We start from the raw sequence: 26,792 nt of genomic DNA on the forward strand, positions 1-26,792 counted from the left end.
GGATCGGGATTAGAGGGGCGCGCACTTGGCGTGCAGCCAGGCGCGGTCGTCCTCGGCCAAGTCGGGGCCAAGTGCCTGAGCGACCTGCGCATGATAGGCGTCGACCCATGCACGTTCGCCATCCGTAAGCAGGGCCGCGTCGATCAGCGTCCGCTCGATGGGGCACAAGGTCAGCGTCTCGAACCCCAGCATGGCGCGATCGGCGCCCGGAATGTCGCGGGGTTCGACCAGGACGAGGTTTTCGATGCGGATGCCGTATTCGCCGGCCTTGTAATAGCCGGGTTCGTTGGAGAGCAGCATGCCGGCGCGCAGCGGCTCCATGGCGGCCCCGCCGGGATAGTTGGGCGCGGCGATGCGCTGCGGCCCCTCATGGACCGATAGATAGGCGCCGACGCCGTGGCCGGTACCGTGCGCGTAATCGAGACCAGCCTCCCATAACGGGCGGCGGGCCAGCGCATCGATATGGCCGCCCAGCGTCCCATCGGGAAAGACGGCCGTGGCCAGCCCGATATGGCCCTTGAGCACGCGGGTGAAGCGGTCGCGCATCTCAGGCGTGGGATCGCCGATCGGCATGACGCGGGTGATGTCGGTGGTGCCGTCATCATATTGGCCGCCGGAATCGATCAGGAAGAGCTGGCCCGGCACGATGGGGGCATTGGATTCCTCGGTGACGTGATAATGCGGGCTGGCGCCGTGCGCGCCGGTGGCGGAGATGGTGGCGAAGCTGATGTCGCGCAATCGCCCCGTCGCCTGGCGACAGGCGAGCAACTGCGCCGCGGCGGACAGCTCGGTCTGGCCGCCCCCGGGGCATTCCTCCTCCACCCAGCGCAGGAAACGGACCATCGCGGCACCGTCGCGCAGCGAGGCGGCGCGGTGGCCGGCCAGCTCGACCGGGTTCTTGATCGCCTTGGCCAGCACCACAGGATCGCGCAGCGCGAGCACGGTGGCGCCGCCGGCCTCCAGCGCCTGGGCGATCGCGGCCACCGCCCGCTCGGGATCGGCGACGATGCGCTTGCCCGCAAAGCCGCGCAGCCCGGTGTCGAAGTCTGCGCGGTCGTGAAGGCGCACAGCATTGCCGAGATGCTGGCGCACCGCATCGGTCAGCTTGGACGGGGCGACGTAGAAATCGGTCTCGCCGCTGGCGTGCACGACCGCATAGGACAGGGCGACCGGCGTGTGCGCGACGTCCGCGCCGCGGATGTTGAGCGCCCAGGCGATCGAGTCGAGCGCGGACAACACGACCGCGTCGGCGCGCTGCTCGACCAGCCAGTCGGCGATGCGCGCGCGCTTTTCAGCCGAGGTCGCGCCGGCCAGCGCGTCGTCCTGCACGACGAGCGGGGCGGGCGAGGGTTGCGGCCGATCCGTCCAGACGGCGTCGACGGGGTTTTCCGCCACCGCCACCAGGATCGCACCGCGGGTGGAAAGCGCATCGGCCATATCCTGCACCTGGGTGCGGGTGTGGAGCCAGGGGTCATAGCCGATGCGGCCCCCCTCCGGCGCGTGGACGGCGAGCCAGCCGGCAAGGCTGTCCTGCGGCACGCCGACATAGTCCCAGTCGTCGGCCGCGACCTGTTCGCGGACCTGCAGCGTGTAGCGACCATCGGTGAAGATCGCCGCGCGGTCCGCCAGCACGACCGCGCTGCCCGCCGAGCCGCCGAAGCCGGTCAGCCAGCCGAGACGCTGCGCATAGTCGCCGACATATTCGCTCATATGTTCGTCGGTGAGCGGGACGATGAACCCGTCCAGGCCGATGACGGCGAGGCGGGTGCGAAGCTGGGCGAGGCGGTCGGCATGCAGAGACATGGCGGCGGTTTGGCAGAAACAATCCAGCCACAACAGTCCCCGATCTTTCGCGTGCCCGCCCGCCGGTCATTCCCGTTGATGCGGAAAACCGCCTCGACCGCACCCGCGACGAACCGCTAAGGCAAGGAAATGACCGAACCGACGCCCCCCGTCGCCGAACAGCGGCCGCACAGCTTCACCGCGCATGGCATCACGATCGAAGACCCCTATGCCTGGTTGAAGGACCCGGATTATCCGGAGGTGGCCGATGCCGACGTACTGGCCTATCTGGAGGCCGAGAACGCCTATTTCGAGGCGATGATGGCGCCGCGCCAGCCGCTGGTCGACCGGCTGTACGAAGAGATGAAGGGGCGCATCAAGGAGGACGAGTCCTCCGTGCCGCAAAAGGATGGCGACTGGCTGTACTGGACCGCGTTCGAGACCGGTGGCCAGTATCGCAAATGGTGGCGCAAACCCGTCGGCGGTGGCGACGACGAATTGTTGCTCGACGAGCCGGCGCTGGCCGAGGGCAAGGAATATTTCCGGCTGGGCGCCTTTGCGGTCAGCAACAATGGCCGGCTGCTCGCCTATGCGATCGACGATACGGGGGGTGAGCGGTTCGAGGTGCGGGTCAAGGACCTGACCACCGGCGAGCATCTGCCCGAGGTGATTCCGGGCATGCTGTCCGACATCGTGTGGACCGCGGACGATGCCGGGTTCCTGTACGGCCTGGCCAATGACCAGTGGCGGACGGACAATGCCCGGTTCCACCGGATCGGCACGCCGGTGACGGACGATGTCGTGCTCTATACCGAAGCGGACGAAGGCTACCGGGTCGCGGTGGCGGAAACATCGTCGCGCAAATGGATCGTGATCGGCACGGGCGACCATGTGACGAGCGAGGTGCGGCTGTTGCCCGCCGACGATCCGCTGGCCGAGCCGATCCTGGTCGCGCCCCGCAAGGAGGGGCGCGAATATGACGTGGACGAGCATGACGGCACGCTGTTCATCCACACCAACGACATCGATCCGATGTGGCGGCTGTGCACCGCCGCGATCGAGGCGCCGGGCGACTGGCATGAACTGATCGCCCCGGACCCGCATTTCTACATGACGGGTGTGGAATGCTATGCGGGCTTCTTCGTGGTGGAAGGGCGCGAGGACGGTTTGGATCGGATCGCGATCCACCGCTACGACGCGCCGACGGTGCCGCAGCGGATCGCGTTTCCGGAGGCGAGCTATACCGCAGGGCTGGGCGACAATCCCGAATATGACGTGTCCGTGCTGCGGCTGGGCTATGAATCGATGGTCACGCCGGGGACGGTGTACGACTATGACGTGGCGACGGGCGAGCGCACCACGCTGAAGGTGCAGGAGATCCCGTCGGGGTATGACGCGGCCAAATACCGGACCGAGCGATTGAAGATCGCGGCGCGCGACGGAACGCCGGTGCCGGTCTCGATCGTCTATCCGGCGGATTTTCCGCGCGACGGGACGGGCAAGCTGTTCCTTTATGCCTACGGTGCCTATGGCTATGCGATCCCGCCGGGTTTCTCGACCGGGCGGATGAGCCTGCTCGATCGCGGCTTTGCCTATGCGATCGCGCATATTCGCGGGGGCGACGATCTGGGCCAGCAATGGTATCTGGACGGCAAGCTGGAAAAGCGCACCAACACCTTCAACGACTTCGTCGATGTGGCGCGCGGCCTGATCGCCGATAGCTGGACGCATGAGGGCGGGATCGCGATCGCCGGGCGTTCGGCGGGGGGCGAGCTGATGGGTGCGGTGGTCAATTCCGACCCCGAACTCTGGGGCGCGGTGATCGCCGACGTGCCGTTCGTCGACGTGCTGAACACGATGATGGATGCCGACCTGCCGCTGACGCCGGGCGAATGGCCGGAATGGGGCAATCCGATCGAGGACAGGGCGGCGTTCGAACTGATCCGGTCGTACAGCCCGTATGACAATGTGGCTGCCCATGCCTATCCGCCGATGTTCATTTCCGGCGGGCTGAACGATCCGCGCGTCACCTATTGGGAGCCGGCGAAATGGGCGGCGCGGCTGCGCGCCACCAAGACGGACAACAACCTGCTGCTGCTGAAGACCAACATGGGGGCCGGGCATGGCGGCAAGTCCGGCCGGTTCGAAAGCCTGCGCGAGGCGGCCGAGGAGCATGCCTTCGTGCTGTGGCAGATGGGGATCGAAAGCTGAGCATCGAGGCGATCGTTGCCCGCTGGGGCGTCGCCGCGATCGGCCTGGGGGCCGGGCTGGAGGGCGAGACGGCCGTGATCGCCGGCGGATTGCTGGCGCATCAGGGACTCGTCTCGCTGCCCGGCGCGATGGCGGCAGCGGCGGCGGGCTCGTTCGTGGCGGACCAGGCGTTCTTTGCCGCCGGGCGGCGGTTTCGCGAGGTCCGCTGGGTGCGGCGGCTGCGCGAGAGCAAGGTCTATGGCCGGGTGATGGGGATGCTGGAGCGGCATCCGATCGGGTTCATCTTCGCCTTTCGCTTCCTCTATGGCTTGCGGACGATCAGCCCGGTGGCGATCGGGACGAGCACGGTGCCGGCGCGGTTGTTCCTGGGCGTCAACCTGGCGGCGGCATGCCTGTGGGGGGCGACGTTCACCGGTATCGGCTACCTGTTCGGGGAAGGACTGACCGAGCTTCTGGGGCGGTGGCGGCCGCGCGCGGTGCATGTTCTGGCCGCGGCGGCGCTGGTCATCGTGGCCGGCGCGATCGGGTGGTGGTGGCGACGCCGGCAGGCGCAGGGCGAGGGTGAGGCATGAACCGGTATAGCTGCACGATCGTCGCCCGCGACGACGATATCGACGAACTGGGCCATGTGAACAATGCGGTCTGGGTCCGGTGGATCCAGGATGTCGCGACCGCCCACTGGACGGCAGCGGCCCCGCCTGAGCATCTGGACGCCTATGTCTGGGTCGTGACGCGGCACGTGATCGATTATCGCGGCAATGTACGCGCCGGCGAGGCGGTGACGGCGGAAACCTGGGTACCGCAAGCGCCCAAGGGCGCGCGGTTCGACCGGCACATGCGCTTTACCGGCGCGGATGGGCGGGTGAAGGTGGATGCGGTGACCACCTGGGCGCTGATCGACCGGGCGAGCGGCCGGTTGTTGCGGGTGACGCCGGAGATCGCCGCACCGTTCCTGGCGGTTTGAGCGCAAGCGGCGGGACGCCCGCGCCACCGATCCGCGCTAGGGTGACGGGATGACACAAAGCTTCACGATCCTGCCTTCACCCGTCGGTGCGTTGACGCTGGTCGCCAGCGACGATGCGTTGCACGCGGTGCTGTGGGAGGATGATGATCCGGCGCGGGTGCGGACGGGCGCGGTGACGCGGGCGGACGATCACCCGGTACTGCGCGAGGCCGTGGCGCAGTTGCAGGCCTATTTCGTGGGCCGGTTGCGCGTCTTCGACCTGCCGCTCGGGTTTGTGGGGACGGATTTCCAGAAGGCGGTGTGGGCGGGACTGCTGGCGATCCCTTATGGCGAGACGCGCAGTTACGGTGCGCTGGCCGCGACGATCGGGCGACCCGGCGCGTCGCGCGCGGTGGGGGCGGCGAATGGGCGCAATCCGATCTCGATCATTGCGCCCTGCCACCGGGTGGTGGGGGCCAGCGGTGCGCTGACCGGCTTTGCGGGCGGGCTGGCGGCCAAGGAGAGGCTGTTGCGGTTGGAGCGAGGATCGCTGTTGTAGCGTTTGCGGCGGCCCCTCACGCAGCTTTGCCGCTCCCTCCCGGCATCAGGTCGGTCATGTCCCCGGCATGACCTGAACAGCGTGGCGTGCTGTTCTCCTGATGCTCCCGGAGGGGAGAGGGAATGTTCAGCCGGAGTTGCGCAGTGCGGTGGCGATGGCGTTGATCGACAGCAGGATGCCTTCGCCGATGCGAGCATCGTCCTCACCGGCGCGGTGGCGCTTCATCAATTCGATCTGAAGCAGGTTGAGCGGCTCGATATAGGGCAGGCGCAGGCGGATCGAGGTTTCCAGCGCGGGATGCTTTTCGAGCAGGCGCGACTGGCGGGTGATCTCCAGCAGGCCGTCATGCGTGCGCTGCCATCCGTCGCGGATGCGGCCGAAGATGGTGTCGCGCAGGGCCTTATCCTCGACCAGCGTGGCGTAGCGGCCGGCGATGCCGATGTCCGACTTGGCGAGCACCATCTCCATGTTGGCGAGCGTCGCGGCGAACAGCGGCCATTCTTCCGCCATGTCGGCGAGCAGCGCCTTGTCCCGGCAGCCGGCGATGGCGTGGCCGACGCCGTACCAGCCGGGCAGCATGACGCGCGCCTGGGCCCAGCTGAACACCCATGGGATGGCGCGCAGATCCTCGATCGCGTCGGACTTCTTGCGGCTGGCCGGGCGGCTGCCGATCTTCAGGCCCGCGATCTCGGCGATCGGCGTCATCTGGCGGAAGAAGGTGCGAAAGCCCTCCGTGCCGTAGACGAGATCGCGATAGGCGTGGAAGGCGGTGTCGGACAGCTGGTCCATCACCGCGCCGAACCGCGCATTGTCGGGCGCGGACAGATGCTCGGGCTCCAGGCTGGCGAGCAGGGTGGCGGACGCCATCGCCTCCAGATTCGCCATGGCGGTGGCGGGGGTGCCGTATTTGCCGGCGATCATCTCGCCCTGTTCGGTGATGCGGATGCGGCCCTGCACGGTGCCATGCGGTTGCGCGCGGATCGCGGCAAAGGCGCTGCCGCCGCCGCGCCCGACCGCGCCGCCGCGACCATGGAACAGCTGCATCGCGACGCCGGCTTCCTCGAACACGGGGGCAAGCGCGGTGGAGGCCTTGGACAGCGACCAGGTGGAGGTGAGATACCCGCCGTCCTTGTTCGAGTCGGAATAGCCGATCATCACTTCCTGGTACCCGCGGGCCCGCGCGATGGCGGCGATCTCGGGCAGCGCGAAATAGGCGCGCATGATGTCGGGACCGGCTTCCAGATCCTCGATCGTCTCGAACAGGGGCACCGCCATGATCGCGGCGCCGGGCTCCGCGCCGGGGCGGTAGAGGCCGACCTCCTTCAAAAGCAGGTTGATCTCCAGCAGGTCGGACACCGACTTGCCCATCGAGACGATGTAGTTGGTGATGCAGCCGGGGCCGTACCGGGCATGCGCCTCCGCCGCAGCCTGGACGATGGCGAGTTCGCCGGTCGTCTCCTCCGAATAGCTGGCGAAGCGCGAGGCGAGCGGGCGGGCATTGGCGAGTTCGCGACGCAGCAGATCGACGCGCGCATCCTCGTCCAGCGCGGCGTAATCGGCCTCGACCCCGGCGACCTTGAGCAGTTCGGCGACGACGCGTTCGTGCACCGCCGAGTTCTGGCGCAGGTCGAGCGTGGCGAGGTGGAAACCGAACGTCTCCACCGCGCGGATCAGCCGGCCGAGCGCGCCGCCCGAGGCCAGCGCACCGCCGCCGGAGCCGGCCAGCGCGCGGGCGATGGCGATCAGGTCGGCACGAAAGGCGCGGGGGTCGGGATAGGGTTCGCCGGTCAGGCGGCCGGGGCGCGGAGAGGCCTTACCGGTCAGCGCCTGATGCGTGGCGGCAAGGCGGGCGTAGATGCCCGACAGCGCGCGGCGATAGGGTTCGTCGGCGCGGCTGGCGGCGGTGTCGCCGCTCGCCTCCGCGAGCGCAAGCACGGCCTCGTCGACCTGCGCATGTTCGGTGGAGATGGACAGTTCGGCGCCGAGCGCATGGACCGCGTCGCAATAATAGCCGAGCGCCGCCTCGCTGGCGCGGGCAAGGGCGGTGCGCAGCGAATCCGCGGTGACATAGGGGTTGCCGTCGCGATCGCCGCCGATCCAGCTGCCGGGCCGCAGGAAGCTGGCGATGCGGTGGCCGAACGCCTTGTCCCAGCGCTGGTAGAGGGCGGGCAAGGCGGGCAGGAAGACGTCGCGCAGATAGGATAGCGCGGTTTCCACCTCGTCCGTGACGTAGAGGCGTTCGCGGCGCAGCACCCGCGTCTGCCAGAGCAGCGCGATCTGGCGACCGATCGCGGCCTCCACCGCATCGCCATCCGGCGTCACCTCGCGACCGCGATCGCGCATCTCCATCAAGTCGGCGATGCGATTCTTGTGATCGATCATGCTCTTGCGGCGCACCTCGGTCGGGTGCGCGGTGAGAACGGGAGCGACGAGCCCGCGGGCGAGCAGGTCGGAGGCCGCCTTGCGATCGATACCCTCGTCCGCGAGACGGGCCAGTGCCGCGGTCAGGTCCGCACCCTGCTCCGTGGCGATGCCCTGCCGATCCTCCGCGAGATTGGCGAGCATCGAGAACAGCATGAAGCCACGCACGAAATCGAGCGTCTCGCCAAGATCGAGCTGTTCCAGTTGCAGGTCGACGGCGGCACCGTCACCGATGCCGCGATGCCGTTCGACCGAGGCCCGGCGGATCGCCTCCGTCGCTTCGAACAGGCGCTCGCCGCCATAAGCGCGGATGACCTCGCCGAGCTGCGCGCCGAGGAAGCGGATGTCGGGATTGTTCGCGATCGGGGGAAGACTGGCCATAGCGCCTAGTGCTGCAACGCAACAGGTGGAAGGTCAACCGGTGGCCGCGCGTAATTTTCTTTTGCCGTGCCGCCGACCCGGTGGGAACCAATCAGTTGGCGTTGTTGAGCGCCACCGGGTTGGTCGGCGTGGTGGGGCGCTCGGTACGCGAGCTTTCGCGTTCCTCCGAGGTCACGGCACCGTCGCGGTTCAGATCCATGCGGTCGAACCAGTTCAGCGTCCCCTCGGAAAATTCGCTGTGCGTGACCTCGCCATCGCCATTGCGGTCGAGTTCGCGGATACGGGAATTGCCGCTGGGCATCTCGTCAGCCGTGATGATGTCGTTGCCGTCGCGGTCGAGCGTGCGGAAGCGACGGTCCATCATGCCGCCGAAATCGACGCGCGAGGTGACCGAGGGCGGCACGAAACCGGCAGCGGCAGCGCGTTGATCCGCTTCCTGTTTTTCCTCGCTATGGTTGTTGCACGCGGTGGCCAGCAATGCCGTACCGAGAGCCAAGCCGATCGTCGCAAGCCGCATTTCCGCCGTGCTTCCCTTGTCGTTACGCGTCCAGTTCAACGTCCCAATAGAGCCAGTCGTGCCATGTTTCATGCAGATAATTGGGCGGGAAGCTGCGACCATGTTCCTGCAGATGCCAACTGGTCGGGCGGATCGGTTCGATATGAAGCGGCATCGCGGCCTGTCTGGGCGTACGCCCGCCCTTTTTGAGGTTGCAGGGTGCGCAGGCGGTGACGACATTCTCCCATGTGGTACGGCCGCCCTGCGCGCGCGGCACGACATGATCGAAGGTCAGGTCGCGGTGCGCGCCGCAATATTGACAGGCGAAACGGTCGCGCAGGAACAGGTTGAAGCGGGTAAAGGCGGGAAATTGCGAGGGGCGGACGAATTGCTTGAGCGCGATGACCGAAGGAAGCTGGATCGTCGCGGTCGGGCTGCGCACGGCGCGTTCATAGTGCGCGACGATATCGACACGGTCGAGGAACACGGCCTTGATCGCCGTCTGCCAGGGCCAGATCGACAGCGGATAATACGACAAAGGCGTGTAATCGGCATTCAGGACCAGCGCCGGGCAACTGTCCGGATGCCGCATCAGGTCGGGATGAAACACGGCTCCTCCCTTCATGGTGCCGTGGACATCTTCGCCCAACGGCGTGACAGGCGCATGACAGCACGGGCAATGATTTGGGGTCAAGGGGCGACGCGATGATCGTGACGCGTTTCGCGCCGAGCCCCACCGGGCGGCTGCATCTGGGCCATGCGCTGTCGGCGGTGCGCGCGCATGGCATGGCGCGGGCCGCGGGGGGACGTTTCCTGGTGCGGATCGAGGATATCGACGGCACCCGCAGCCGCCCGGAGCATGTCGAGACGATCCTGGCGGACCTGCGCTGGCTGGGGCTGGAGTGGGACGACCTGTCGTTCCAGTCGCAGCGGCTGGAGCGTTATGCGGCGGCGCTGGACGATCTGCGCGGACGCGGGCTGGTCTATCCCTGTTTCTGTACGCGGGCCGAGATCGCGGCGAGTGCATCGGCGCCGCATGGAATGGCACCACTCTATCCGGGGACGTGCCGGGCCCTGGCGCCGGCCGATCGAGCCGGGCGGATGGCGTGGCCGCATTGCTGGCGGCTGGACATGGCGCGTGCGGTGGCGATCGCCGGGCCGCTGACGTGGCATGACGCCACGGCGGGCAGGGTGACGGCGGTGCCGGGGGTGCAGGGCGACGTCGTGCTGGCCCGCAAGGACGCGCCGTCCTCTTATCATCTGGCGGTGAGCGTGGACGATGCCGCGCAAGGGGTTAGCGATATCGTGCGCGGGACCGACCTGTTCGACGCGACCCATGTTCACCGGCTGCTACAGGCGCTGCTGAACCTGCCGGTGCCGCGATATCATCATCATCCGCTGATCCTGGGCGCGGACGGGCAGCGGCTGGCCAAGCGGCACGGCGCGCCGGCGCTGGCCGACATGCGGGGCCGGGGCGTGGATGGAGTCGCGCTGGCGGCGGACTTGCGGCGGAATATTCTGCCCACTGGATTTTCGCTGGGGAAGGCTTAGCTTCATCGTCATGAACACCTTTCTCGTGATCCTGCTGATCGCGGCAATGATCGCCACCGTGGTGGCGATGGTGCGCGGCATCGTCTCGTTTCTTCAGGAAGCGACCATGCAGGCCAAGGGCGATGGGCCGAGTGCGGCGGCGCTGAAGTCCAATCGGATGATGCAGATGCGCATCTTCTTCCAGGCGCTGGCGATCCTGATCGTGGTGCTGATCCTGTTCCTGGCCGGCCGGACCTGATCCCCTGGTCAAGCTGAACAAGATCTACACGCGCACCGGGGATGCGGGCACGACGGGGCTGGTCGATGGATCGCGCCGGTCGAAGGCGGATGCGCGGATGATCGCGATCGGCGAGGTGGACGAGGCGAACAGCGCGATCGGTGTCGCTGCAACCCTGGCCGAGGAGGGGATACGCGCGGCGCTGATGCGGGTGCAGAACGACCTGTTCGACCTGGGTGCCGATCTGGCGACGCCGGGGGACGATTTTGCGCCGTCGGCGATGGTGCTGCGCGTCGTGGCCGCGCAGGTGATCCGGCTGGAAACGGAGATCGACGCGATGAACGCGGGGCTGGCGCCGCTGACCAGCTTCATCCTGCCCGGCGGCAGTGCGGCGGCGGCGGCACTGCATCTGGCGCGTGCGATCGTGCGCCGGGCGGAGCGGGCGGCGGTGGCGGTCGACGAGCCGCTGAACCCGGAGGCGTTGCGCTATCTAAATCGTTTGTCGGATTGGCTGTTTGTCGCCAGCCGGGCAGTGAACCAAAACGGCGCCGGGGACGTTCTGTGGGTGCCCGGGGGCTTGCGCTAGGTTAATCAAAGCCAGTCAGCGTTCGGGTGGGAGCACCCGAATGGCCAGCGATGCCGCCTATCCATTTGCCGCCGCCTCGCTGGGCCTGGCGGACCGATTTCTTGCCGTACGATCACTGACCCTGGCGCTGGCCGGGCGATTGTCGGATGCCGATGCGACGGTGCAGTCGATGCCCGATGCGTCGCCCGCGAAATGGCATCTGGCGCATACCACCTGGTTTTTCGAAACCTTCGTGCTGCGCGATCATGTGCCGGGATACCGGTTGCACGACGAGCGCTGGCCGTTCCTGTTCAACAGCTATTACGAGGCGGAAGGGCAGCGGCACGCGCGACACCGCCGCGGAATGGTGACGCGGCCGACATTGGACGAGGTGCGGGCATATCGTGCGCACGTCGATGCGGCGATGGTGGCGGCGATCCCCGACCTGGCGCCGGACGTTGCCGCGCTGGTGGATCTCGGCTGCCATCACGAACAGCAGCATCAGGAACTGTTCGTCACCGACATGCTGCACCTGTTCAGCGAGAACCCGCTGGAGCCGGCGTGGTACCCGGCGGCGCGCAAGGTGCCCGTGGCGATGCCGCGGGCGATCGGCTGGATCGCGGGGCGCGAAGGCGTGGTGGAGATCGGGCATGGCGACGCGGGCTTCGCCTTCGATTGCGAGGGGCCGCGGCATGCCGCGCTGCTAGCTCCGCACGCACTGGCAGACCGGACGATCACCAATGGCGAATGGGCCGAGTTCATCGCGGACGGCGGATACCGCGATGCGCGACACTGGCTGGCCGATGGCTGGGCATGGGTGAAGGCGGAAGGGATCGCCGCGCCGCTCTATTGGGAAGAAGGCGACGGCGGCTGGACGCGCTTCGGGATGGACGGGCGGCGCGCGGTCGATCCGGCGGCGCCGGTGACCCATGTCAGCTTCTTCGAGGCGGATGCCTTTGCCAGCTGGGCGGGCGCGCGGTTGCCGACCGAGGCGGAATGGGAAGCCGCGGCCGAGGCGCACGACCCGGCGGGCGGCAACCAGATGGACGAGGCCGGCGCGGTGGAGCCGCGGCCGACGGCGAGCGGCCCCGGGCTGTTCGGCAATGTGTGGGAATGGACGGGTAGCGCCTACCGCCCCTATCCCGGCTTCCGGGCGGCCGAGGGCGCGGTCGGCGAGTATAACGGCAAGTTCATGAGCGGGCAGTTCGTGCTGCGCGGTGGCAGTTGCGCGACGCCGCGCGGCCATGTGCGGGCATCGTACCGCAACTTCTTCTACCCCCATCAACGCTGGCAGTTCACCGGCGTGCGTCTGGCAAAGGACCTGTAGGATGCTGAAGCCCGAGATCGAGGACGGTCAGGCGTCGCTGGCCGACCCGGCATTTCGCGCCGATGTGGTGAGCGGCCTGGCGCGGCGGCCGCGGGCGATCCCCGCCCGCTGGTTCTATGACCGGCGCGGCTCCGAGTTGTTCGAGCAGATCACCGACCTGCCCGAATATTATCCCACCCGGACCGAGACGGCGATCCTGGAGACGATCTGTTCCGAGGTCACGGAGCGCGTCGGCAAGGGGCGGGCGGTGGTGGAGTTCGGATCGGGATCGTCCACCAAGACGCCGATCCTGCTGCGCTGCGCGGATCCATCCGCCTATGTGCCGATCGACATTTCCGGCGACTTCCTGCGGGCGTCGACCCGCGTGCTGGCGGAGCGGTTCCCCGACCTGTCCATGTATCCGGTGGAGGCCGATTTCATGCGGCCGATCGCGCTGCCCGCCGCGGTGGCGGACAGCCCCAAGCTGGGGTTCTTTCCCGGATCGACGATCGGCAACATGACGCCGCTGATGGCGACCGACCTGTTGCGGGCGATGCGCGCATCGCTGGGCGAGGGGGCGATGCTGCTGATCGGGATGGACCGGATCAAGGCGGCCGACGTGCTGGTGCCGGCCTATGACGATGCGGCGGGGGTGACGGCGGCGTTCAACCTGAACCTGCTGGAGCGGATCAACCGCGAACTGGACGGCGACGTGCCGGTGGCGGCGTTCCGGCACAAGGCGGTGTGGAACGACGACCGGGCGCGGATCGAGATGCATCTGGAGGCGACGAGGGACGTCGACTTCACCGTCGACGGACGACCATTCGCCATGGCGGCAGGGGAGACGATCCACACCGAGAACAGCCACAAATACGGCGCTCGCGATGCCCGCATCCTGATGCGTGCCGGCGGGTGGACGCCGGTGGCGGAATGGACCGACCCCGATGGGCTGTTCGGCGTCTATCTGGCCGAGGCGCAGGCAGAGCGGCCGGCGCCTTAAAGCCTGCCGCCCCCTCAACTCCCTTGCGGGCAATCGCCGGGGCGGGTTTCGGGGGCGGCGCCACGATACCAGCGGCTGGTATTGCCCATGGTGTCGGCATTGTGGTGGCAAGCCTCCGCCTTCTCGGCATCGGGGGTGACCAGAAACGTCCAGTTGTTGTCGCCGCAATTGTGCGGTTCACAACCATGGGCGAGCAGGCGGCCGCCGGTCAGCACGATGGGTGTGGTGACCGCGTTGGTGGCGACGATCTGGCGGCGGACCGCCTGATCGCCCACCGCGCGGTTGAGGGCGTCGGCCACCTCGGTGCGGTTGTAGAAGGTGACGCCCGACACCGCATCGGCGGGATAATGGCCGACATAGGCGGTGAGCGGCTGGCCATGTTCCTGGCCGGGGAGCGGCGTGGGACGGGCGGTGGTGGGGGGCGTGAAGTTGGCGGCCACGGCCTCGCGATCGGCATCCTCGCTGGTGCCGCCATCGCCGCAGCCGGCCAGGGCGAGCGCGGCAAGGATGATGGCGGCGGACGATCGCGGCAACGACGCATGGCGCATGAGGCTTCTCTCTCCTGACCTTTGGGCCGACCCTTGGAACGCTCCGCCTGTGCCGGCGGTTGCGGGGGGATGGACGACCATGATCTCGAACGTTTCGTCGCGGCGCAAGCGGGCACGTACGACCGCGCGCTGGCCGAGTTGAAGGCGGGCGCCAAGCGAAGCCACTGGATGTGGTTCGTGTTTCCGCAGATTGCCGGGTTGGGGCAGAGCGCGATGGCGCGGGCCTATGCGATCGGCTCGATCGGGGAGGCGCGGGCCTATCTAGCGCATCCGGTGCTGGGGCCGCGGCTGCGCGAGGCGAGTGCGGCGATACTGGCGGCGCCGGGCAGCGCGGAGGCGATCATGGGGGGTATCGATGCGGTCAAGCTGCGGTCCTCCATGACGCTGTTCGCGCATGCCGCCGGCGAGGACGGTGCGGTGTTCCGGGCCGTGCTCGACCGCTTCTATGGCGGGCGGGAGGACGGGGAGACGGTGCGGCGCCTGTAACGACGCCGCGACCGCCCCAATGCCTCAGGCGCCGGCCAGTTCGGCCTTGGCGTTCACCTTGGACGAGGCCAGCTTGGTCAGCTTCTCGTCGGTGGCCTTTTCCTCGGCCAGCGTTTCGCCGAGCAGTTGCGCGGACTGGCTGCGGCCGAGCTGGTCGGCCCAGGCGATCAGCGTGCCGTAGCGGCTGATCTCGTAATGCTCGACCGCCTGGGCGGCGGCGGTGAGGGCGGCGTCCAGCACCGCCTTGTCCGCGACCTCACCGGCGACCTCGTTGGCCTCCTTGATGATGCCGTCGATCGCGGGGCAGGTGACGCCCTTGGGCTCCAGCCCTTCCAGTTCGAATACGCGCTTCAGCCGGGCGATCTGGCCCTCGGTCTCCCGCAGATGGGTTTCGAAGCCCATGCGCAATTCGGGGTCGGTGGCCTTTTCGATCATCTTGGGCAGCGCCTTGGTGATCTGCTGCTCGGCGTAATAGACGTCCTGGAGCTGGTGGATGTAGAGATCCTGCAGCGTCTGGATGTCCTTGGAAAACAGGCCCATCGTCTCTCTCCTGGATAGGGTTGCCGCGGTCCCAAACGGGCGGCGCGCGGCATGGTTGCGGATTTACGATGAGCGCGCCGGTTGCGCCGCGAGCGGACCGGTGACGGTGGCGGTGCCATCATTGGCGAAGACGATCGCCCAGCGCGCGGTGTTGTCGCAGACCGCGTTCCAGGTCGCCAGGCCATTGGTCGGTGCCGCCTCATTCATCGACGTCACCGCCTGGCAGGAGGCGCCGTCCTGCCCGGAATCGCGGATCGCGCGGAACAGGACGCCGCGGCGCTGCCCCTCCGGCAGGTCGCGGATGCGGGTGCCATAGTCGATGCCCTCCGCCGCGGCGGTTTCCGCGGCATTGGTGACGGGGGTGGCGTTGTCGGCCGCGGTGTCGCTCTGCCCGCAGGCGGCGAGGGGGGCGAGCGCGAGGGCGGCAAGGGCGGTGAGCGTCGAACGGTTCATCGGGTTCCTCCTGTCGGGCGGTTCAACGCGCTGCCGCCGATGTGGTTGCCCCATCGTAACGAAGGCGGCATGGCCGGTGGGATATGACCCAAGCCACACACACGCCCCCCGGCATGCCCGCGCTTCCCGCCGACTGGCAGGCCGCGTTGCAGGCGGAGATGGACGGGCCGCGCTTTGCCGCGCTTGCCGCGTTCCTGGACGACGAGGCACGGCAAGGGCAGGCGATCTTCCCGCCGGCGGAGGACCGGTTCCGCGCGCTGGAACTGACCCCGCTGGACCGGGTGCGCGTGGTGATATTGGGGCAGGACCCGTATCACGGCGCGGGGCAGGCGCACGGCCTGGCCTTTTCGGTGCGGCCGGGGGTGCGGCCGCCGCCGAGCCTGGTCAACATCTTCAAGGAGATGGAAAGCGACCTGGGGGTGGCGCGCAGCCGCCACGGCCTGCTCGACCATTGGGCGCGGCAGGGCGTGCTGCTGCTCAACAGCGTGCTGAGCGTGCGCGAAGGCGCCGCCGCCTCGCACCAGAAGCGCGGATGGGAGCCGTTCACCGATGCGGTGATCCATGCGGTGGCGGCGCGGGGACAGCCGGCGGTGTTCATCCTGTGGGGCGCGCATGCCCAGAAAAAGGCCGCGTTCCTGGACGAGGATGGCGGGCGGCATCTGGTGATCCGCTCCGCCCACCCCTCGCCCCTGTCGGCGCGGCACGGCTTTTTCGGGTCGCGGCCGTTTTCGCGGACGAACGCGTTCCTGGAAGCGCAGGGGCAGGCGCCGATCGACTGGGCGTTGCCGGAGGTTTGAGGGGGCACCGCGCCGCCGGCCACGGAAGTGGACACTACATCCCCCCTCGCGCCTCCACTTAGAGCGGTCTCCGACCGATCTGCGCCATCGTGACGGAGCCGATTTTGGTTCAGGGCAAGAAGCGAGGAGCGGAGCGATGCCGGGGCATCGTGACCGACGAGCGTCGTGGCCCTGGGCCAAAAATCGGCCCGCCCCGAAGGGGTTGCATCAGGAAGGCCGCTGGACGTCGTCGCGACGCTCGCAGGGGCAGACCAGCCCCTGCTTCGCGCCGCTCCTAGCCAGCAGCCTTCCTGATGCAATCACGATGACGCAGATCGGTCGGAAACCGCTCTAGTCCGCGGCATAGCAGCGTTCATATTCGCGGCGGCGCTGGATCGCGGCCAGATGCTCGCCGCGCAGGATCGTCACCGCCTCCTCCTGTTCCAGCGTGATCAGCCGCAATTCGGGCAGCGGCTTGTGCCGGGGCGGGGTGACGCCGGCTTCCATGTCGTACGCGTCGTTCTCCACCCGGTTCATCGCGACCTGGAGCAGCATCGCGGCGCCGTCCTGGTGGAAGGAGGGGACGCGGTCCTCGCGCCATTTGCCGAAGCGCTTGGGATCGCGCAGGCGCAGGATGAACATGGTCAGCTTTTCATCGAAGCGGCGACGCTCGCCGATCTGTTCGCCCTTGTAGAAGATGGGGGTGGCGACGCCGTTGATCGCCCGGTCGAGCGCGGCATCGGCCAGCCGCTGCACCGCGCAGTCGAGTGCGATCCCCCATGCCTCGCGAAAGCTGGCCGCGTCGGGGCGGGCGCGCAGCATATAGGCGGAGGTGGTGCCCATGCCGACCGCCTTGGCCGCCGCCTCGACATTGCCGGTGGCGGCGAGCGCCTCGATAAAGCCGGTCTGGCGCTCGGGCGTCCAGCCATCGACGCGGGGGCGGACGGGCACGGGGTCGAAATCCCCGGCGGCGGGCGGTTCGGTGCGCTTGCTCATGCGCGGGAATGAACACCGGATGCGGGTGTGTAGGACAGCCCCGCGCGGTCGATTGTTGGATTTGTTCGCGTTTCGTTCCGGGGGTGTGGCGCTTTGGCATCCATCAGGGCATGGAGGGCGGCGAAGGAGCATGACGATGAGCGATGGCACGGACGACTATGTCTATGACGAGGCGAGCGGGGAATGGATCAGCGCGGCCGACGCCGCCGCGCGGGCGCCGGGCGGCGATCACGATGGCGGCGTCGAGGTGCGCGACGCGGTAGGCAACGTGCTGGCGGACGGCGATGCGGTGACGCTGATCAAGGACCTGACGGTCAAGGGCGCAGGCCAGACGCTGAAGCGGGGGACGCTGATCAAGTCGATCCGGCTGACCGGCGATGCGCAGGAGATCGACTGCAAGTTCGACGGGATCAAGGGGCTGGTGCTTCGGGCGGAATTTGTGCGGAAGCGGTGAGGGGGCGCCGGTTGGGCGCGCCGGGCTCAATCTTCGTGGATGCGCGGGATCAGCTTTGCCGAGGCGGATGATGATTTCGGGGCGGTAATGGACATGGTCGCCGCGGGTGGCGCGCCGGTTCGGATCGTCTGCGACGATGGCGAGGATGTGGTGATTGCATCGGCCCGGACATGGGCGGGCATGCAGGAAATCTTGTACCTGCTGTCCTCGCCGAACAACGCGCGGCGGTTGCTGGACGCTGTGGCGGGATTTGATGCGGGGTGGGGGTGAGCATGTCTTGCTCGCCACTTGTCCACGTTCGGGCCGAGTAGCGCCCGAGTAGGCTTCGCAAGAAGCCGTATCGAGGGCGCGTATCGAGGCATTGTTCCGTGCGCGGTCCTGTCCCTCGATACACCATCTCGATACGCGGCCTGACGGCCGCTACTCGATGGTTACTCGGGACGAACGGCGGTGGGGCAGATCGGCGCGCACGTCAGTTATGCGGTTTCATTATTGAAGCCGGTACGACCTGCTAGAAGTGTGAAACCATCAGCGTCGACCTGGGGCGGTTCAAGCGATCCGCCGGTGGACAGGCCCCACCCCCGGCCCCTCCCCTGAAGGGGAGGGAAGTTCGAGGCGGCTTACTCCGCTGCCGGCAGATACACCTCGCTGCCCTTCTCGCGGAACGTTTCGCTCATTCTCGCCATGCCGGCTTCCGCTTCCTCGGTGGCGACGAAGGTTTCGACGGGCGCGTTCTGCTTGGCGGCGAACTCGCGGACTTCCTGCGTGATCTTCATCGAGCAGAATTTGGGGCCGCACATCGAGCAGAAATGCGCGGTCTTGGCGCCTTCGGCCGGGAGGGTCTGGTCGTGGTAGCTTTCGGCCGTGTCGGGATCGAGCGACAGGTTGAATTGGTCGCGCCAGCGGAAGTCGAAGCGGGCGCGCGACAGGGCGTCGTCGCGCAGTTTCGCGGCCGGGTGGCCCTTGGCGAGATCGGCGGCGTGGGCGGCGAGCTTGTACGTCACCACGCCGACCTTCACGTCGTCGCGGTCGGGCAGGCCCAGATGCTCCTTGGGCGTGACGTAGCAGAGCATCGCGGTGCCGTACCAGCCGATCATCGCCGCACCGATGCCGCTGGTGATATGGTCGTAGCCGGGCGCGATGTCGGTGGTGAGCGGCCCCAGGGTGTAGAAGGGCGCCTCGCCGCAGACCTGGAGCTGCTTTTCCATGTTTTCCTTGATCTTGTGCATCGGCACATGGCCGGGGCCCTCGATCATCACCTGTACGTCCTGCGCCCAGGCGCGGTGGGTGAGCTCGCCCAGCGTGTAGAGCTCGGAGAACTGCGCCTCGTCATTGGCGTCGGCGATGCTGCCGGGGCGCAGGCCGTCGCCGAGCGAATAGGCGATGTCATACGCCTTCATGATCTCGGTGATCTCGTCGAAGCGCTCGTAGAGGAAGCTCTCCTTGTGATGCGCCAGGCACCATTTCGCCATGATGCTGCCGCCGCGCGACACGATGCCGGTGACGCGCTTGGCGGTCATCGGGATATAGGGCAGGCGGACGCCGGCGTGGATGGTGAAATAGTCGACGCCCTGCTCGGCCTGCTCGATCAGCGTGTCGCGGAAGATTTCCCAGGTCAGGTCCTCGGCGATGCCGCCGACCTTTTCCAGCGCCTGGTAGATCGGCACGGTGCCGATCGGCACGGGGCTGTTGCGGATGATCCATTCGCGCGTGTCATGGATGTTGCGGCCCGTCGACAGGTCCATCACCGTGTCGGCGCCCCAGCGGATCGACCAGACGAGCTTGTCGACTTCCGACGCGACGTTGCTGGCGACCGCGCTGTTGCCGATATTGGCGTTGATCTTGACCAGGAAGTTGCGGCCGATCGCCATCGGCTCGGATTCGGGATGGTTGACGTTGTTGGGGATGATCGCGCGGCCGCGGGCGACCTCGTCCCGCACGAATTCGGGGGTGACATAGTCGGGGATCGCCGCGCCGAAGCTTTCGCCGTCGCGGACATAGTCCTTCAGCATCTGGCGGCCGAGATTTTCGCGGGTGGCGACATATTCCATCTCAGGCGTGATGATGCCGCGCCGGGCGTAGTGCATCTGGCTGACGTTCGCGCCGGGCTTTGCGCGCAAGGGGCGCTTGATCAGGCGGGGGAATTGGGGGACGCCGCCGGAGCGGTCGGGGCCGAGCTGGCCATTATCCTCCGGGCGGATTTCGCGGGCGTCGTAGCTTTCCACGTCGCCGCGCGCCTCGATCCAGTTGCGGCGCAGTTGCGGCAGGCCGGCCATGATGTCGATGCGGGCATCCGGGTCGGTATAGGGGCCGGAGGTGTCGTAGACGCGAAGCGGCGGCTCGCCCGAGGAGGGGTCGAGATGGATTTCGCGCATCGCGACGTTCAGCGGGCCGACATGGACTTTCTTCGATCCGCGGATCGGGCCGGTGGTGACGCCAATTTCGGTACGGGCGGGTACGTCTGCCATCTCTTCTCTCCTTTGGGGAGGGAGACGGGTGGCCCGGAGGGGTTGCGCCGACTTCCACTCCCTACGCCGGTGTCAACCGGATCAGGTTCGGCGGGTCGGAGCGTCCTCGCTCCCTCTCAACCGCAGTATCGGCGGTCCCCCGGGGATGGCGTGGAGCATAGGGGGTCGGCGCCTGAACACCAAACAAAAAGGGGCCGACTTGACTCGCAAACTCGCGGAAGAGCGAGTTTGGAGGCGGCGCCGGCCCGCTCCCCCACCCGGCCTCCCATCAAGGATACTCTGTGGGAGGTCGGGTGGGGGAGCGGGCCGGCGCCGCGAACGCGCACCGGCGCGTTCAATCAGAACGTGTAACCGATGCCGAGCGCGCCGATCCACTGGCTGCGCTTGCCGGCGATCGAGACGACGGGGCTGTCGGCGAAGTCGTTGAGCATGTCGCGGTAGACGACACCGCCGACGACCTTCCAGCCCTTCAGCAGGTTGCCGGTGATCGAATAGGTGCCCATCGCGCCGAGCGCCCAGTTCTTCCAGCCCTTGCGCGCATTATAGACGGGCAGGGTGCTGGCGACGCTCTGGGTGGGATCGATCGAGAAATAGGTGCGGGCATAGCCGGCCCCGGCATGCTCGGCCGAGGCGAACAGGCCCACCGCCGCCTTGGTGCTGAGCGGGGTGAAATAGTTGATCGTCGGCTGCCAGATCGCGCTGTCATGCGCATTGCTGACGTCGTGGCGGTAGCTGAGCGAGACGGACAGGCGGTCATACGGGCTGGTGATGACGCCGGTCTTGCCGATGCCGACAAAGCCGCCGAGTTCGATCGCGGTCTTCACCTCGCCCAGCGCGCGGACGCGCGCGTCGTCGATCGAGTCGACGTTGTTGCGGTTGAAGTTGATGACGCCGATCGGACCGGCCTGGAAATCCCAGTTGGGACCGGGCCGGTTGGGGATCAGGTCGATCGAGGCACGGTTGCCGATGACGGTGAAGTTGTAGCCGCCGACCGAACCCAGAACGCCGGGCGCGGGCGTCCACTGGTAATCGTTCGACCCTTCGTAATCGGTGATGAGGGCCGCGGCCACCGCGACGGTGACGGTGTCGCGGTCGAAGTCTTCGGGATCGACGCCGGTCGGGGCGCGCGATGCGTCCGGCGGGGTGCTGGCGTCCTGCGCGGCGACAGGTGTGGCGGCCACGAGCGCGAGCGCCGGGACAAGGAAACGGAAGGCGGCGGAGCGCAAGACGGAAAACTCCCTGTACGATTATCCAGGGCGCAACGCCCTGCAATCGGTTTGTGTCCGCCGCGTTTCCGTCAGAAGATGTAACGCATCCGTACCTGTTGCCGATCGGTCACATCGGCCAGGGTGAAGCGCGCCGCCGAAAAGCGCGGCGGGCCGAAGCGGATCGCAGGATTGCGCGAGAATCCAAAGCCTTCGCGCGGGATGCCGGCGATGGTGTCGAGCCTGGCATTGCCGTTTTCGTCATGGATCACGGCCAGCGCATAGGCGCCGCGGGGAAGACCGTCGAAATGGATGCTGCTCTGGTCGGCGGGGACCGAGCGGGTGACGGCACGGACATCGTCGACGCAGGCGGGGAAATTGTCCGGGTCCGCGGTCAGGCAGACGCGGATCATCCCCTTGGCCGAGCGGAGGTGATCAACCCCGACGTCGAGCCGCGACACGGGTGCTGCGCCCAGTATCAGGCCCGCCGCCGCCAGCAGCGCGCCCGCGCCGCTCAGCCTGCGCATGCGCGCGGGTGAAATCGCCCAGCCCCCGGTCGGTGCCGCACAGCCGGTCCCAGATGCGGAAGTAGAGGCCATAATTACATCCATATTGTTCATGGTGCCGCTGATGATGGCTGGCGGTGATGAGCCAGCCCCCCAGCGGCCCCTGCCACACGGCGCGGGGAAAGACCTCCCAGCCCATATGGTTCGTCACCCCCATAACGGTCATGACGGTGAGGACCAAGGAGAGTGCGCTAACATGGATCGGAATCGCGAAGACCAGTAGCGGAATTGCCACAGCGCCGGTCACCGCCTCCACCGGGTGAAAGGCCATCGCCGCCCAGGCGGTGGGCGGGCGGCTGGCATGGTGGACGGCGTGCGCCAGCTTGAACACCTTTGGCCGGTGCATCCAGCGGTGCGTCCAGTAGAACCAGGTGTCGTGCGCGAAGAGGTAGAGCAGCACCGAGACCGGCCAGTACCAGAGCGGCCAGGCATGAAGGTCGCTGTAGATCCGCGTCCAGCCGTGATTCTGCCAGCCCCAGGCGATGATGCCGGCAGGCAGGCCGTAGATGGCGGCGGAGGCGAGGCTCCATGCGATCTCGCGCCGCATCTGCGTGTCCAGCCCGGCATATAGCCGGGGGTGGCGCACGCGGGTGGCAAAGGCGAACGCCCCCGACACGATCAGGTAGCGGATGCCGACGATCGCAGTCATCGCAAGCGCGGACAGGAGGATGGCGAGGATCACGCCGGCCAGTGTAGCCGATCGCGGGCCGGGATTGAATGATTGATCGACCGTGATTGAACGGCTTGCCGGTGCCGATCGTTCAGCCACGCGAACAGATGCAGGAGATGGATCATGGCAACCAGCGAGCCAAACAACGCGCAGGACGTGCCCGAGACCCCGCGTGAGGAAGGCAGCGCGGCGGCGATCCTGTCAGATCCGCAGATGGACAGCGCGCCGGGCGGCGGTGGTCTGGGCGGCGCGTCGGCAGCCGATGTGCTGAGCGGATCGGGCCGCACGCCCGCCGGCACCGCGCCCAATGCGCCGATCGATACCGGCGTGGATGCGGGCGACCGCGACGCGGATGCCGAGGCCCGCGTGCAGGCGATGGACGGGAACGAGGCGGAAGGGCATCCTTCCTGACGGGTACGCAGGCCCGCCAGGAAGCGGCATCATCTGGGAAGCGGAATCAAGGCATTGCCCCGCACGGCGCAAGCCTGTTGCGCTGGGCAGTTGATATAGGTGACGGCGAACAGGCCGGCATTGTTCTGCCACGAGAAGAACCGGCGCTTGGACGTGCCGAGCGTGTCTATCGAGGCGCGCGGACAGTTGGCGCGGCGCCGGGCACAGTATCGCAACGCCTCCACCATGTCCGCGCGGGCCGATAGAGAGTCGGTGTTCGTGCGCGCGATCTCGGCAAGACGCGCGTCGGGAACATAGGCCGGGATGCTCGACATGATGATGGCCAGCGGAAACATCATCGCCGTGGCGGTCATGCCCAGGATCAGCCTTGCCCCGTCCGTCATGGCAGGCGGCTTAGATCCCGTCGGTAAACGCAAGATTAGCGGCGAAGAATGGCGGGCGATCCGTCGTTTTCAGCCGGCGGAATAGGCCATGTCGAACTTGCCCTTGTTCGGTCGGCCGATCTGCCAGGTGGAGGGCTCCCCCTTTTCGAAGGTTACCGTGTAGGTTTCGACGCGGTCGGCATCATTGCCGGTGGCGGTGACGAAGGTCATGGCTTTGATCGGGCCGGCGGCGGCGAGGCTGGGCTGCAGGGCGGGGAGCTGTTCGCGACAGGCGGCGAGCAGGGCATCGCCCATCACGTCGGCGGGACATTCGCCTGCGGCGGTACCCGTCAGCATTTTCTTGAGAGCATCGCCGAATTTGCCGCTATCGGCGGCACTTGCCGGGGAAAGTGCGACCGCGCCCAAAGCAATGGCCAATGCTGCGAAACTGCGACGCATGATGATCCTTCCCCTTGTTGATGGCGGCATCATGTCCAGCGGTGAAGTCGTGTGCAAGGGCGATGGCAGGGAAAATGCGGACATGTTCGGATATATCTATCCGTCGCCAGAATAAGGTGTGGATCCTGTTCGGAATATCTTGCGGGTATTTCCCTACACCGCCCATTCGGGATCGGTGGTGAAGACGATGGTCAGCCAGCGATTGGGGGTGTCGTCGCCCAGCTCCTCCCCGATCCGGTCGCGCAGCGCGTCCCATTCCTCGAGGCGGCGGGCGGGGGTGTCGGGGGGGACGATGAAGTTCAGTTCGATCTGGGTGCCGCGGCCGACGCGCGCGACATAGGCGCGGTAGGAGACGAAGCCGTAGCGGTCGACGGTAGCCTGCGCGATGCCGTCGACCCGCAGCTTGAGCGCGGGGGGCGTGACGAGAAGGATGTCGGAGACGGCGGCGCGGATGGTTTGAAAGGGGGCGGGGATGATGACGAGGCAGATGACGACAAGCGCGGCGGGATCGACATAGGGCGTCATCCAGGCATGGCGCGTCCCCTGGAGCATGGCGCCGAGCGCGAAGGCGACGAACAGCGCGGCGCCCAGCGCCGAGGTCATGATCCATGCCCTGCCGTCCAGTGCGACCAGTTGCGAGCGGACGGTGCGGTTGGCGCGGGTGACATAGACCGCCATCGCGATGTCGGCGGCGGTGCCGATCGCGGCATAGGCCATGGCCGGGCCGAAGGAGAGCGGCCGCCCGTCCGATAGCAGGGCGGTTATCGCATTGACCAGCGCATAGATGGACGCGCCCGTCAGCAGCACGCCGTTCAGCCCCAGCACGATCGGCTCCAGATGCCAGAAGCCCATGGTGAACCGCTCGTGCAGCCGCCCGCCCGCGGCATCCGCGGCGTTGGAGGCGGCGATCAGCCGCGCGACGCCGAGCGCCAGCGCAGTCATCGCCGCGTCGGCGAGCGAATACATGCCGTCGAACACGATCGCGTCCGACCCGGCGATCGTGCCGACGACGACACCGACCCCCGCCAGCATGACGGTGACGATCATCGAGTTGCGCAGGAGACGCTGCTCGCCGTTCATGGTCGGTGGGTCCCGAAAACGATTGCGCGGGGGATTATGCGCGGTTCGCGGTGGCGGGGGAAGGGCGGGTGAGGATGTGGACCGGGTGGCCGGCGTAGACCGCGTCGCGGGCGGGGCGGTAGCCGAGGCGGGCGGCAAGGCGCAGCGAGGGGGCGTTGGCGGGATCGATGATGCAGCAGGTGCGCGCGATGCCGCGGCCGTCGGCCCCGTGACCATCGGCCCAGGCGAGGATCGCGGCGAGCGCCTCCCCGGCAAAGCCGCGGCCATGCACGGCGGGGGCGAGCGCCCAGCCGAGTTCGGGCGCGTCCAGCGGCGGATCGATCGCGCGGCGCGCCTCCAGCAGGCCGATATCGCCGATCGGCGGGCCGCCGCCGCGCTCGCGCACGACCCACGAGCCATAGCCGAATGCCTGCCACTGGCCGATCGAGCGGAGCAGGCGGAGCCACACCTCTTCGCGCGAACGCGGCTGTCCGCCGATCATCGCGTACACCGCGGGTTCGGACCACATGGCGGCGAGCGCGTCGAGATCGTCCGGGTGATGGGCGGTGAGGGTCAGCCGGTCGGTGTGAAGGGTGGGGGCCTGGGTCATCGGAGCAGCGTAGCGCGCTTTTGCGCGTCAATGCTCGCGGAAAGAGGACCAGAAGGCGCCGACCAGCGGTTCCAGCGCGTAATCGAGCGCGGTGCGGCGGCGAAGCGGCACAAGGACCTCGGCGGGCATGCCGGGGCGCAGATCGTACGCCTTGCCGGTGGCGTCGCGCAGCCGGGCGAGCTCGGCATCGGGCACGGTGACCTCTCCGGTGAAGAAGCTCTGGCCGGTCTTCTCGTCGGTCAGCGCGTCGGCGGACAGGCGGGTCAGGCGGGCGTCGAGATCGGGCAGGGCGCGGTCGTGCAGGCCGGGAAACTTCACGCGCGTTGCCTGACCCACCGCAAGATCGTCGGCATCGTCCGGGCTGATGCGGACCTGGATCAGAAGCGGGGTGCGTTCGGGCACGATGTCCATCAGCGTCTGGCCGGGCGCGATGACGCCGCCGGGGGTGAAGACCGACAGGCCGACGACGGCGCCGGTGACGGGGGCGCGAATCTCGGTGCGGGCCAGCTGGTCGCGCGCGGCGGCGAGTTTCGGCAGGATCTCGCCCAGGCTCGTCTCCACCTCGCGCAGGTCGGCGGCGGTGCGTTCGCGAAAGGTGCGCTCGGCCTCCAGCACCTGATAGCGGCTTTCGCGGGCGGCCTCGCGGGTCTGCGCGACGCTGGCGGCATATTGGCCCTGCTGGCCAATCATCTCGGCACGCTGGCGCTCCAGCTCGCGCAGGCGGGTCTGCGAGACGAAACCCTTCTCCGCGACGGGGCGGAGCGCGGCGAGTTGCGCGTCGATCAGTCGCAGCTGCTCCTTTGCGGAGACGACCTGGGTGCCGTAGCCGCGACCCTGTTCCCCCGACTGCGCGGCGCGCTGGCCAAGTGCCTGGCGCTGCGCAGTGAGGGTGGCGCGGCGGGCATCGAGTTCGGTCTGTTGCAGGCGCAGCGCCAGGCGGGCGGCGTCGCGATCCTCCGGGATCAGCGTGGCATATTCGGCGGGCGCGGCAACGGTCGTGGCGCCGAGCTGTTCGGCCTCCAGCCGGGCGCGCTGGGCGAGCAGGCGGATGGCTTGTGCGGAGAGCGCGCGTTCCTGCGCCACGACATCGGCGGCGGCGAGGCTGGCGAGAAGCTGGCCCTTTGCCACCCGCTGCCCTTCGCGGACCAGGATCTGGCGCAGCACGCCGCCGTCGCGGTGCTGCACCGTCTGGCGCTGGCCGGAGACGACCAGCGTGCCGGGGGCATAGGCGGCGGCGTCGAGGCGGACAAAGGCGGCCCAGCCGAGGAACAGGACGAAGAACAGCGCGGCGACGATG

At 67.9% G+C, this 26,792-nt stretch carries 31 protein-coding genes and 1 riboswitch; of the genes, 14 read left to right on the forward strand and 17 right to left on the reverse strand.

Going from position 1 to position 26,792, the window contains the following annotated elements:
• Positions 1-9 precede the first annotated feature (9 nt).
• Complete coding sequence (locus OXR08_RS16015; RefSeq protein WP_267351370.1) at positions 10-1,803, reverse strand: aminopeptidase P family protein; 1,794 nt, start codon at positions 1,801-1,803, stop codon at positions 10-12.
• A gap of 129 nt (positions 1,804-1,932) precedes the next feature.
• On the opposite strand from OXR08_RS16015, the gene OXR08_RS16020 reads away from it, so the two are divergent.
• From OXR08_RS16020 to OXR08_RS16035, 4 genes are read left to right on the forward strand one after another with little or no spacing between them, the layout of a single operon-like run.
• The gene (locus OXR08_RS16020; RefSeq protein ID WP_267351372.1) at positions 1,933-3,993 is read left to right on the forward strand and encodes a S9 family peptidase; all 2,061 of its coding nucleotides are present in this window, start codon (positions 1,933-1,935) and stop codon (positions 3,991-3,993) included.
• Positions 3,969-4,565 carry a DedA family protein gene (locus OXR08_RS16025; RefSeq protein ID WP_267351373.1) on the forward strand — a complete coding sequence of 199 codons (597 nt, stop codon included), beginning with the start codon at positions 3,969-3,971 and terminating at the stop codon, positions 4,563-4,565. Before OXR08_RS16020 ends, OXR08_RS16025 begins: the two co-directional genes overlap by 25 nt.
• Positions 4,562-4,957 carry an acyl-CoA thioesterase gene (locus OXR08_RS16030; RefSeq protein WP_112384250.1) on the forward strand — a complete coding sequence of 132 codons (396 nt, stop codon included), beginning with the start codon at positions 4,562-4,564 and terminating at the stop codon, positions 4,955-4,957. The genes OXR08_RS16025 and OXR08_RS16030 overlap by 4 nt, the downstream gene beginning before the upstream one ends.
• 49 nt (positions 4,958-5,006) lie before the next feature.
• Complete coding sequence (locus OXR08_RS16035) at positions 5,007-5,495, forward strand: methylated-DNA--[protein]-cysteine S-methyltransferase (RefSeq protein ID WP_267351376.1); 489 nt, start codon at positions 5,007-5,009, stop codon at positions 5,493-5,495.
• Positions 5,496-5,621: 126 nt separating this feature from the next.
• On the opposite strand, the gene ppc is transcribed toward OXR08_RS16035, so the two are convergent.
• The 3 genes from ppc to OXR08_RS16050 form a co-directional block, all read right to left on the reverse strand.
• Entirely contained in the window at positions 5,622-8,297 is a 2,676-nt protein-coding gene (gene ppc / locus OXR08_RS16040; RefSeq protein ID WP_267351378.1) for a phosphoenolpyruvate carboxylase, read from the reverse strand.
• A 91-nt stretch (positions 8,298-8,388) separates the two neighbouring features.
• A complete protein-coding gene (locus tag OXR08_RS16045) occupies positions 8,389-8,853 on the reverse strand; it encodes a hypothetical protein (RefSeq protein WP_267351380.1) in 465 nt (154 codons plus the stop codon).
• The gene (locus OXR08_RS16050; RefSeq protein WP_112384255.1) at positions 8,837-9,403 is read right to left on the reverse strand and encodes an HNH endonuclease; all 567 of its coding nucleotides are present in this window, start codon (positions 9,401-9,403) and stop codon (positions 8,837-8,839) included. The genes OXR08_RS16045 and OXR08_RS16050 overlap by 17 nt, the downstream gene beginning before the upstream one ends.
• Before the next feature lie 95 nt (positions 9,404-9,498).
• Here OXR08_RS16050 and gluQRS point away from each other — a divergent pair, with 95 nt between their 5' ends.
• From gluQRS to egtD, 5 genes are read left to right on the forward strand one after another with little or no spacing between them, the layout of a single operon-like run.
• A complete protein-coding gene (gene gluQRS / locus OXR08_RS16055) occupies positions 9,499-10,344 on the forward strand; it encodes a tRNA glutamyl-Q(34) synthetase GluQRS (RefSeq protein WP_267351381.1) in 846 nt (281 codons plus the stop codon).
• Positions 10,345-10,354: 10 nt separating this feature from the next.
• Complete coding sequence (locus OXR08_RS16060; protein WP_112384244.1) at positions 10,355-10,582, forward strand: twin transmembrane helix small protein; 228 nt, start codon at positions 10,355-10,357, stop codon at positions 10,580-10,582.
• A gap of 4 nt (positions 10,583-10,586) precedes the next feature.
• Positions 10,587-11,147 (forward strand): cob(I)yrinic acid a,c-diamide adenosyltransferase, encoded by a 561-nt coding sequence (locus OXR08_RS16065; protein WP_267351412.1) that lies wholly within the window; start codon positions 10,587-10,589, stop codon positions 11,145-11,147.
• A 40-nt stretch (positions 11,148-11,187) separates the two neighbouring features.
• Entirely contained in the window at positions 11,188-12,453 is a 1,266-nt protein-coding gene (gene egtB, locus OXR08_RS16070; RefSeq protein ID WP_267351383.1) for an ergothioneine biosynthesis protein EgtB, read from the forward strand.
• A 1-nt stretch (position 12,454) separates the two neighbouring features.
• The gene (gene egtD, locus OXR08_RS16075; protein ID WP_267351385.1) at positions 12,455-13,432 is read left to right on the forward strand and encodes an L-histidine N(alpha)-methyltransferase; all 978 of its coding nucleotides are present in this window, start codon (positions 12,455-12,457) and stop codon (positions 13,430-13,432) included.
• Between the two features lie 14 nt (positions 13,433-13,446).
• Here egtD and OXR08_RS16080 read toward each other — a convergent pair whose 3' ends face one another.
• Positions 13,447-13,980, reverse strand: a complete 534-nt coding sequence (locus OXR08_RS16080; protein WP_267351387.1) for a hypothetical protein — start codon at positions 13,978-13,980, stop codon at positions 13,447-13,449.
• Between the two features lie 69 nt (positions 13,981-14,049).
• On the opposite strand from OXR08_RS16080, the gene OXR08_RS16085 reads away from it, so the two are divergent.
• Complete coding sequence (locus OXR08_RS16085; protein ID WP_267351389.1) at positions 14,050-14,466, forward strand: DUF1810 domain-containing protein; 417 nt, start codon at positions 14,050-14,052, stop codon at positions 14,464-14,466.
• A 24-nt stretch (positions 14,467-14,490) separates the two neighbouring features.
• On the opposite strand, the gene OXR08_RS16090 is transcribed toward OXR08_RS16085, so the two are convergent.
• Together OXR08_RS16090 and OXR08_RS16095 are read right to left on the reverse strand one after the other, a co-directional pair.
• Complete coding sequence (locus OXR08_RS16090; protein WP_112384238.1) at positions 14,491-15,006, reverse strand: ferritin-like domain-containing protein; 516 nt, start codon at positions 15,004-15,006, stop codon at positions 14,491-14,493.
• 63 nt (positions 15,007-15,069) lie between these two features.
• Positions 15,070-15,459, reverse strand: coding sequence for a hypothetical protein (locus OXR08_RS16095; protein ID WP_149682347.1), 390 nt, complete (start codon positions 15,457-15,459; stop codon positions 15,070-15,072).
• An 83-nt stretch (positions 15,460-15,542) separates the two neighbouring features.
• Between OXR08_RS16095 and ung the strand changes: the two genes are divergently transcribed.
• Positions 15,543-16,256, forward strand: coding sequence for a uracil-DNA glycosylase (gene ung / locus OXR08_RS16100; protein WP_267351392.1), 714 nt, complete (start codon positions 15,543-15,545; stop codon positions 16,254-16,256).
• Between the two features lie 330 nt (positions 16,257-16,586).
• On the opposite strand, the gene OXR08_RS16105 is transcribed toward ung, so the two are convergent.
• Positions 16,587-17,231, reverse strand: a complete 645-nt coding sequence (locus OXR08_RS16105; protein ID WP_267351394.1) for a hypothetical protein — start codon at positions 17,229-17,231, stop codon at positions 16,587-16,589.
• 136 nt (positions 17,232-17,367) lie between these two features.
• Between OXR08_RS16105 and OXR08_RS16110 the strand changes: the two genes are divergently transcribed.
• On the forward strand, positions 17,368-17,685 hold the full coding sequence (locus OXR08_RS16110) for an alkylphosphonate utilization protein (RefSeq protein WP_267351396.1): 318 nt from the start codon (positions 17,368-17,370) through the stop codon (positions 17,683-17,685).
• A gap of 39 nt (positions 17,686-17,724) precedes the next feature.
• Entirely contained in the window at positions 17,725-17,955 is a 231-nt protein-coding gene (locus OXR08_RS16115) for a type II toxin-antitoxin system Phd/YefM family antitoxin (RefSeq protein WP_267351397.1), read from the forward strand.
• A gap of 350 nt (positions 17,956-18,305) precedes the next feature.
• Here the strand turns inward: OXR08_RS16115 and thiC are convergent, their stop codons facing one another.
• The 4 genes from thiC to OXR08_RS16135 all read right to left on the reverse strand — a co-directional run bounded on the left by thiC (position 18,306) and on the right by OXR08_RS16135 (position 22,573).
• Complete coding sequence (gene thiC, locus OXR08_RS16120) at positions 18,306-20,153, reverse strand: phosphomethylpyrimidine synthase ThiC (RefSeq protein WP_149682343.1); 1,848 nt, start codon at positions 20,151-20,153, stop codon at positions 18,306-18,308.
• Between the two features lie 41 nt (positions 20,154-20,194).
• A riboswitch (TPP riboswitch) is annotated at positions 20,195-20,305 on the reverse strand.
• 186 nt (positions 20,306-20,491) lie between these two features.
• The gene (locus OXR08_RS16125; RefSeq protein ID WP_211368579.1) at positions 20,492-21,379 is read right to left on the reverse strand and encodes a MipA/OmpV family protein; all 888 of its coding nucleotides are present in this window, start codon (positions 21,377-21,379) and stop codon (positions 20,492-20,494) included.
• Positions 21,380-21,450: 71 nt separating this feature from the next.
• A complete protein-coding gene (locus OXR08_RS16130) occupies positions 21,451-21,885 on the reverse strand; it encodes a DUF2141 domain-containing protein (RefSeq protein ID WP_267351400.1) in 435 nt (144 codons plus the stop codon).
• The gene (locus tag OXR08_RS16135) at positions 21,794-22,573 is read right to left on the reverse strand and encodes a sterol desaturase family protein (RefSeq protein WP_267351414.1); all 780 of its coding nucleotides are present in this window, start codon (positions 22,571-22,573) and stop codon (positions 21,794-21,796) included. Before OXR08_RS16135 ends, OXR08_RS16130 begins: the two co-directional genes overlap by 92 nt.
• 144 nt (positions 22,574-22,717) lie before the next feature.
• On the opposite strand from OXR08_RS16135, the gene OXR08_RS16140 reads away from it, so the two are divergent.
• Positions 22,718-23,005: a hypothetical protein gene (locus tag OXR08_RS16140; protein ID WP_267351402.1), complete on the forward strand. Its 288-nt coding sequence runs from the start codon at positions 22,718-22,720 to the stop codon at positions 23,003-23,005.
• A gap of 29 nt (positions 23,006-23,034) precedes the next feature.
• Here OXR08_RS16140 and OXR08_RS16145 read toward each other — a convergent pair whose 3' ends face one another.
• The 5 genes from OXR08_RS16145 to OXR08_RS16165 all read right to left on the reverse strand — a co-directional run.
• The gene (locus tag OXR08_RS16145; RefSeq protein WP_267351404.1) at positions 23,035-23,358 is read right to left on the reverse strand and encodes a hypothetical protein; all 324 of its coding nucleotides are present in this window, start codon (positions 23,356-23,358) and stop codon (positions 23,035-23,037) included.
• 99 nt (positions 23,359-23,457) lie between these two features.
• Positions 23,458-23,910 carry a hypothetical protein gene (locus OXR08_RS16150; RefSeq protein WP_267351406.1) on the reverse strand — a complete coding sequence of 151 codons (453 nt, stop codon included), beginning with the start codon at positions 23,908-23,910 and terminating at the stop codon, positions 23,458-23,460.
• A 69-nt stretch (positions 23,911-23,979) separates the two neighbouring features.
• A complete protein-coding gene (locus OXR08_RS16155; RefSeq protein WP_112381833.1) occupies positions 23,980-24,906 on the reverse strand; it encodes a cation transporter in 927 nt (308 codons plus the stop codon).
• Between the two features lie 34 nt (positions 24,907-24,940).
• Complete coding sequence (locus tag OXR08_RS16160; RefSeq protein WP_267351408.1) at positions 24,941-25,495, reverse strand: GNAT family N-acetyltransferase; 555 nt, start codon at positions 25,493-25,495, stop codon at positions 24,941-24,943.
• 27 nt (positions 25,496-25,522) lie between these two features.
• Positions 25,523-26,792 (reverse strand): HlyD family type I secretion periplasmic adaptor subunit (locus OXR08_RS16165; protein ID WP_267351410.1); only part of this gene is annotated, 1,270 nt, incomplete at its 5' end.

Origin of the sequence: Sphingomonas sp. GM_Shp_2 (assembly GCF_026540875.1) — a bacterium.
GTDB classification, from domain to species: domain Bacteria; phylum Pseudomonadota; class Alphaproteobacteria; order Sphingomonadales; family Sphingomonadaceae; genus Sphingomonas; species Sphingomonas carotinifaciens.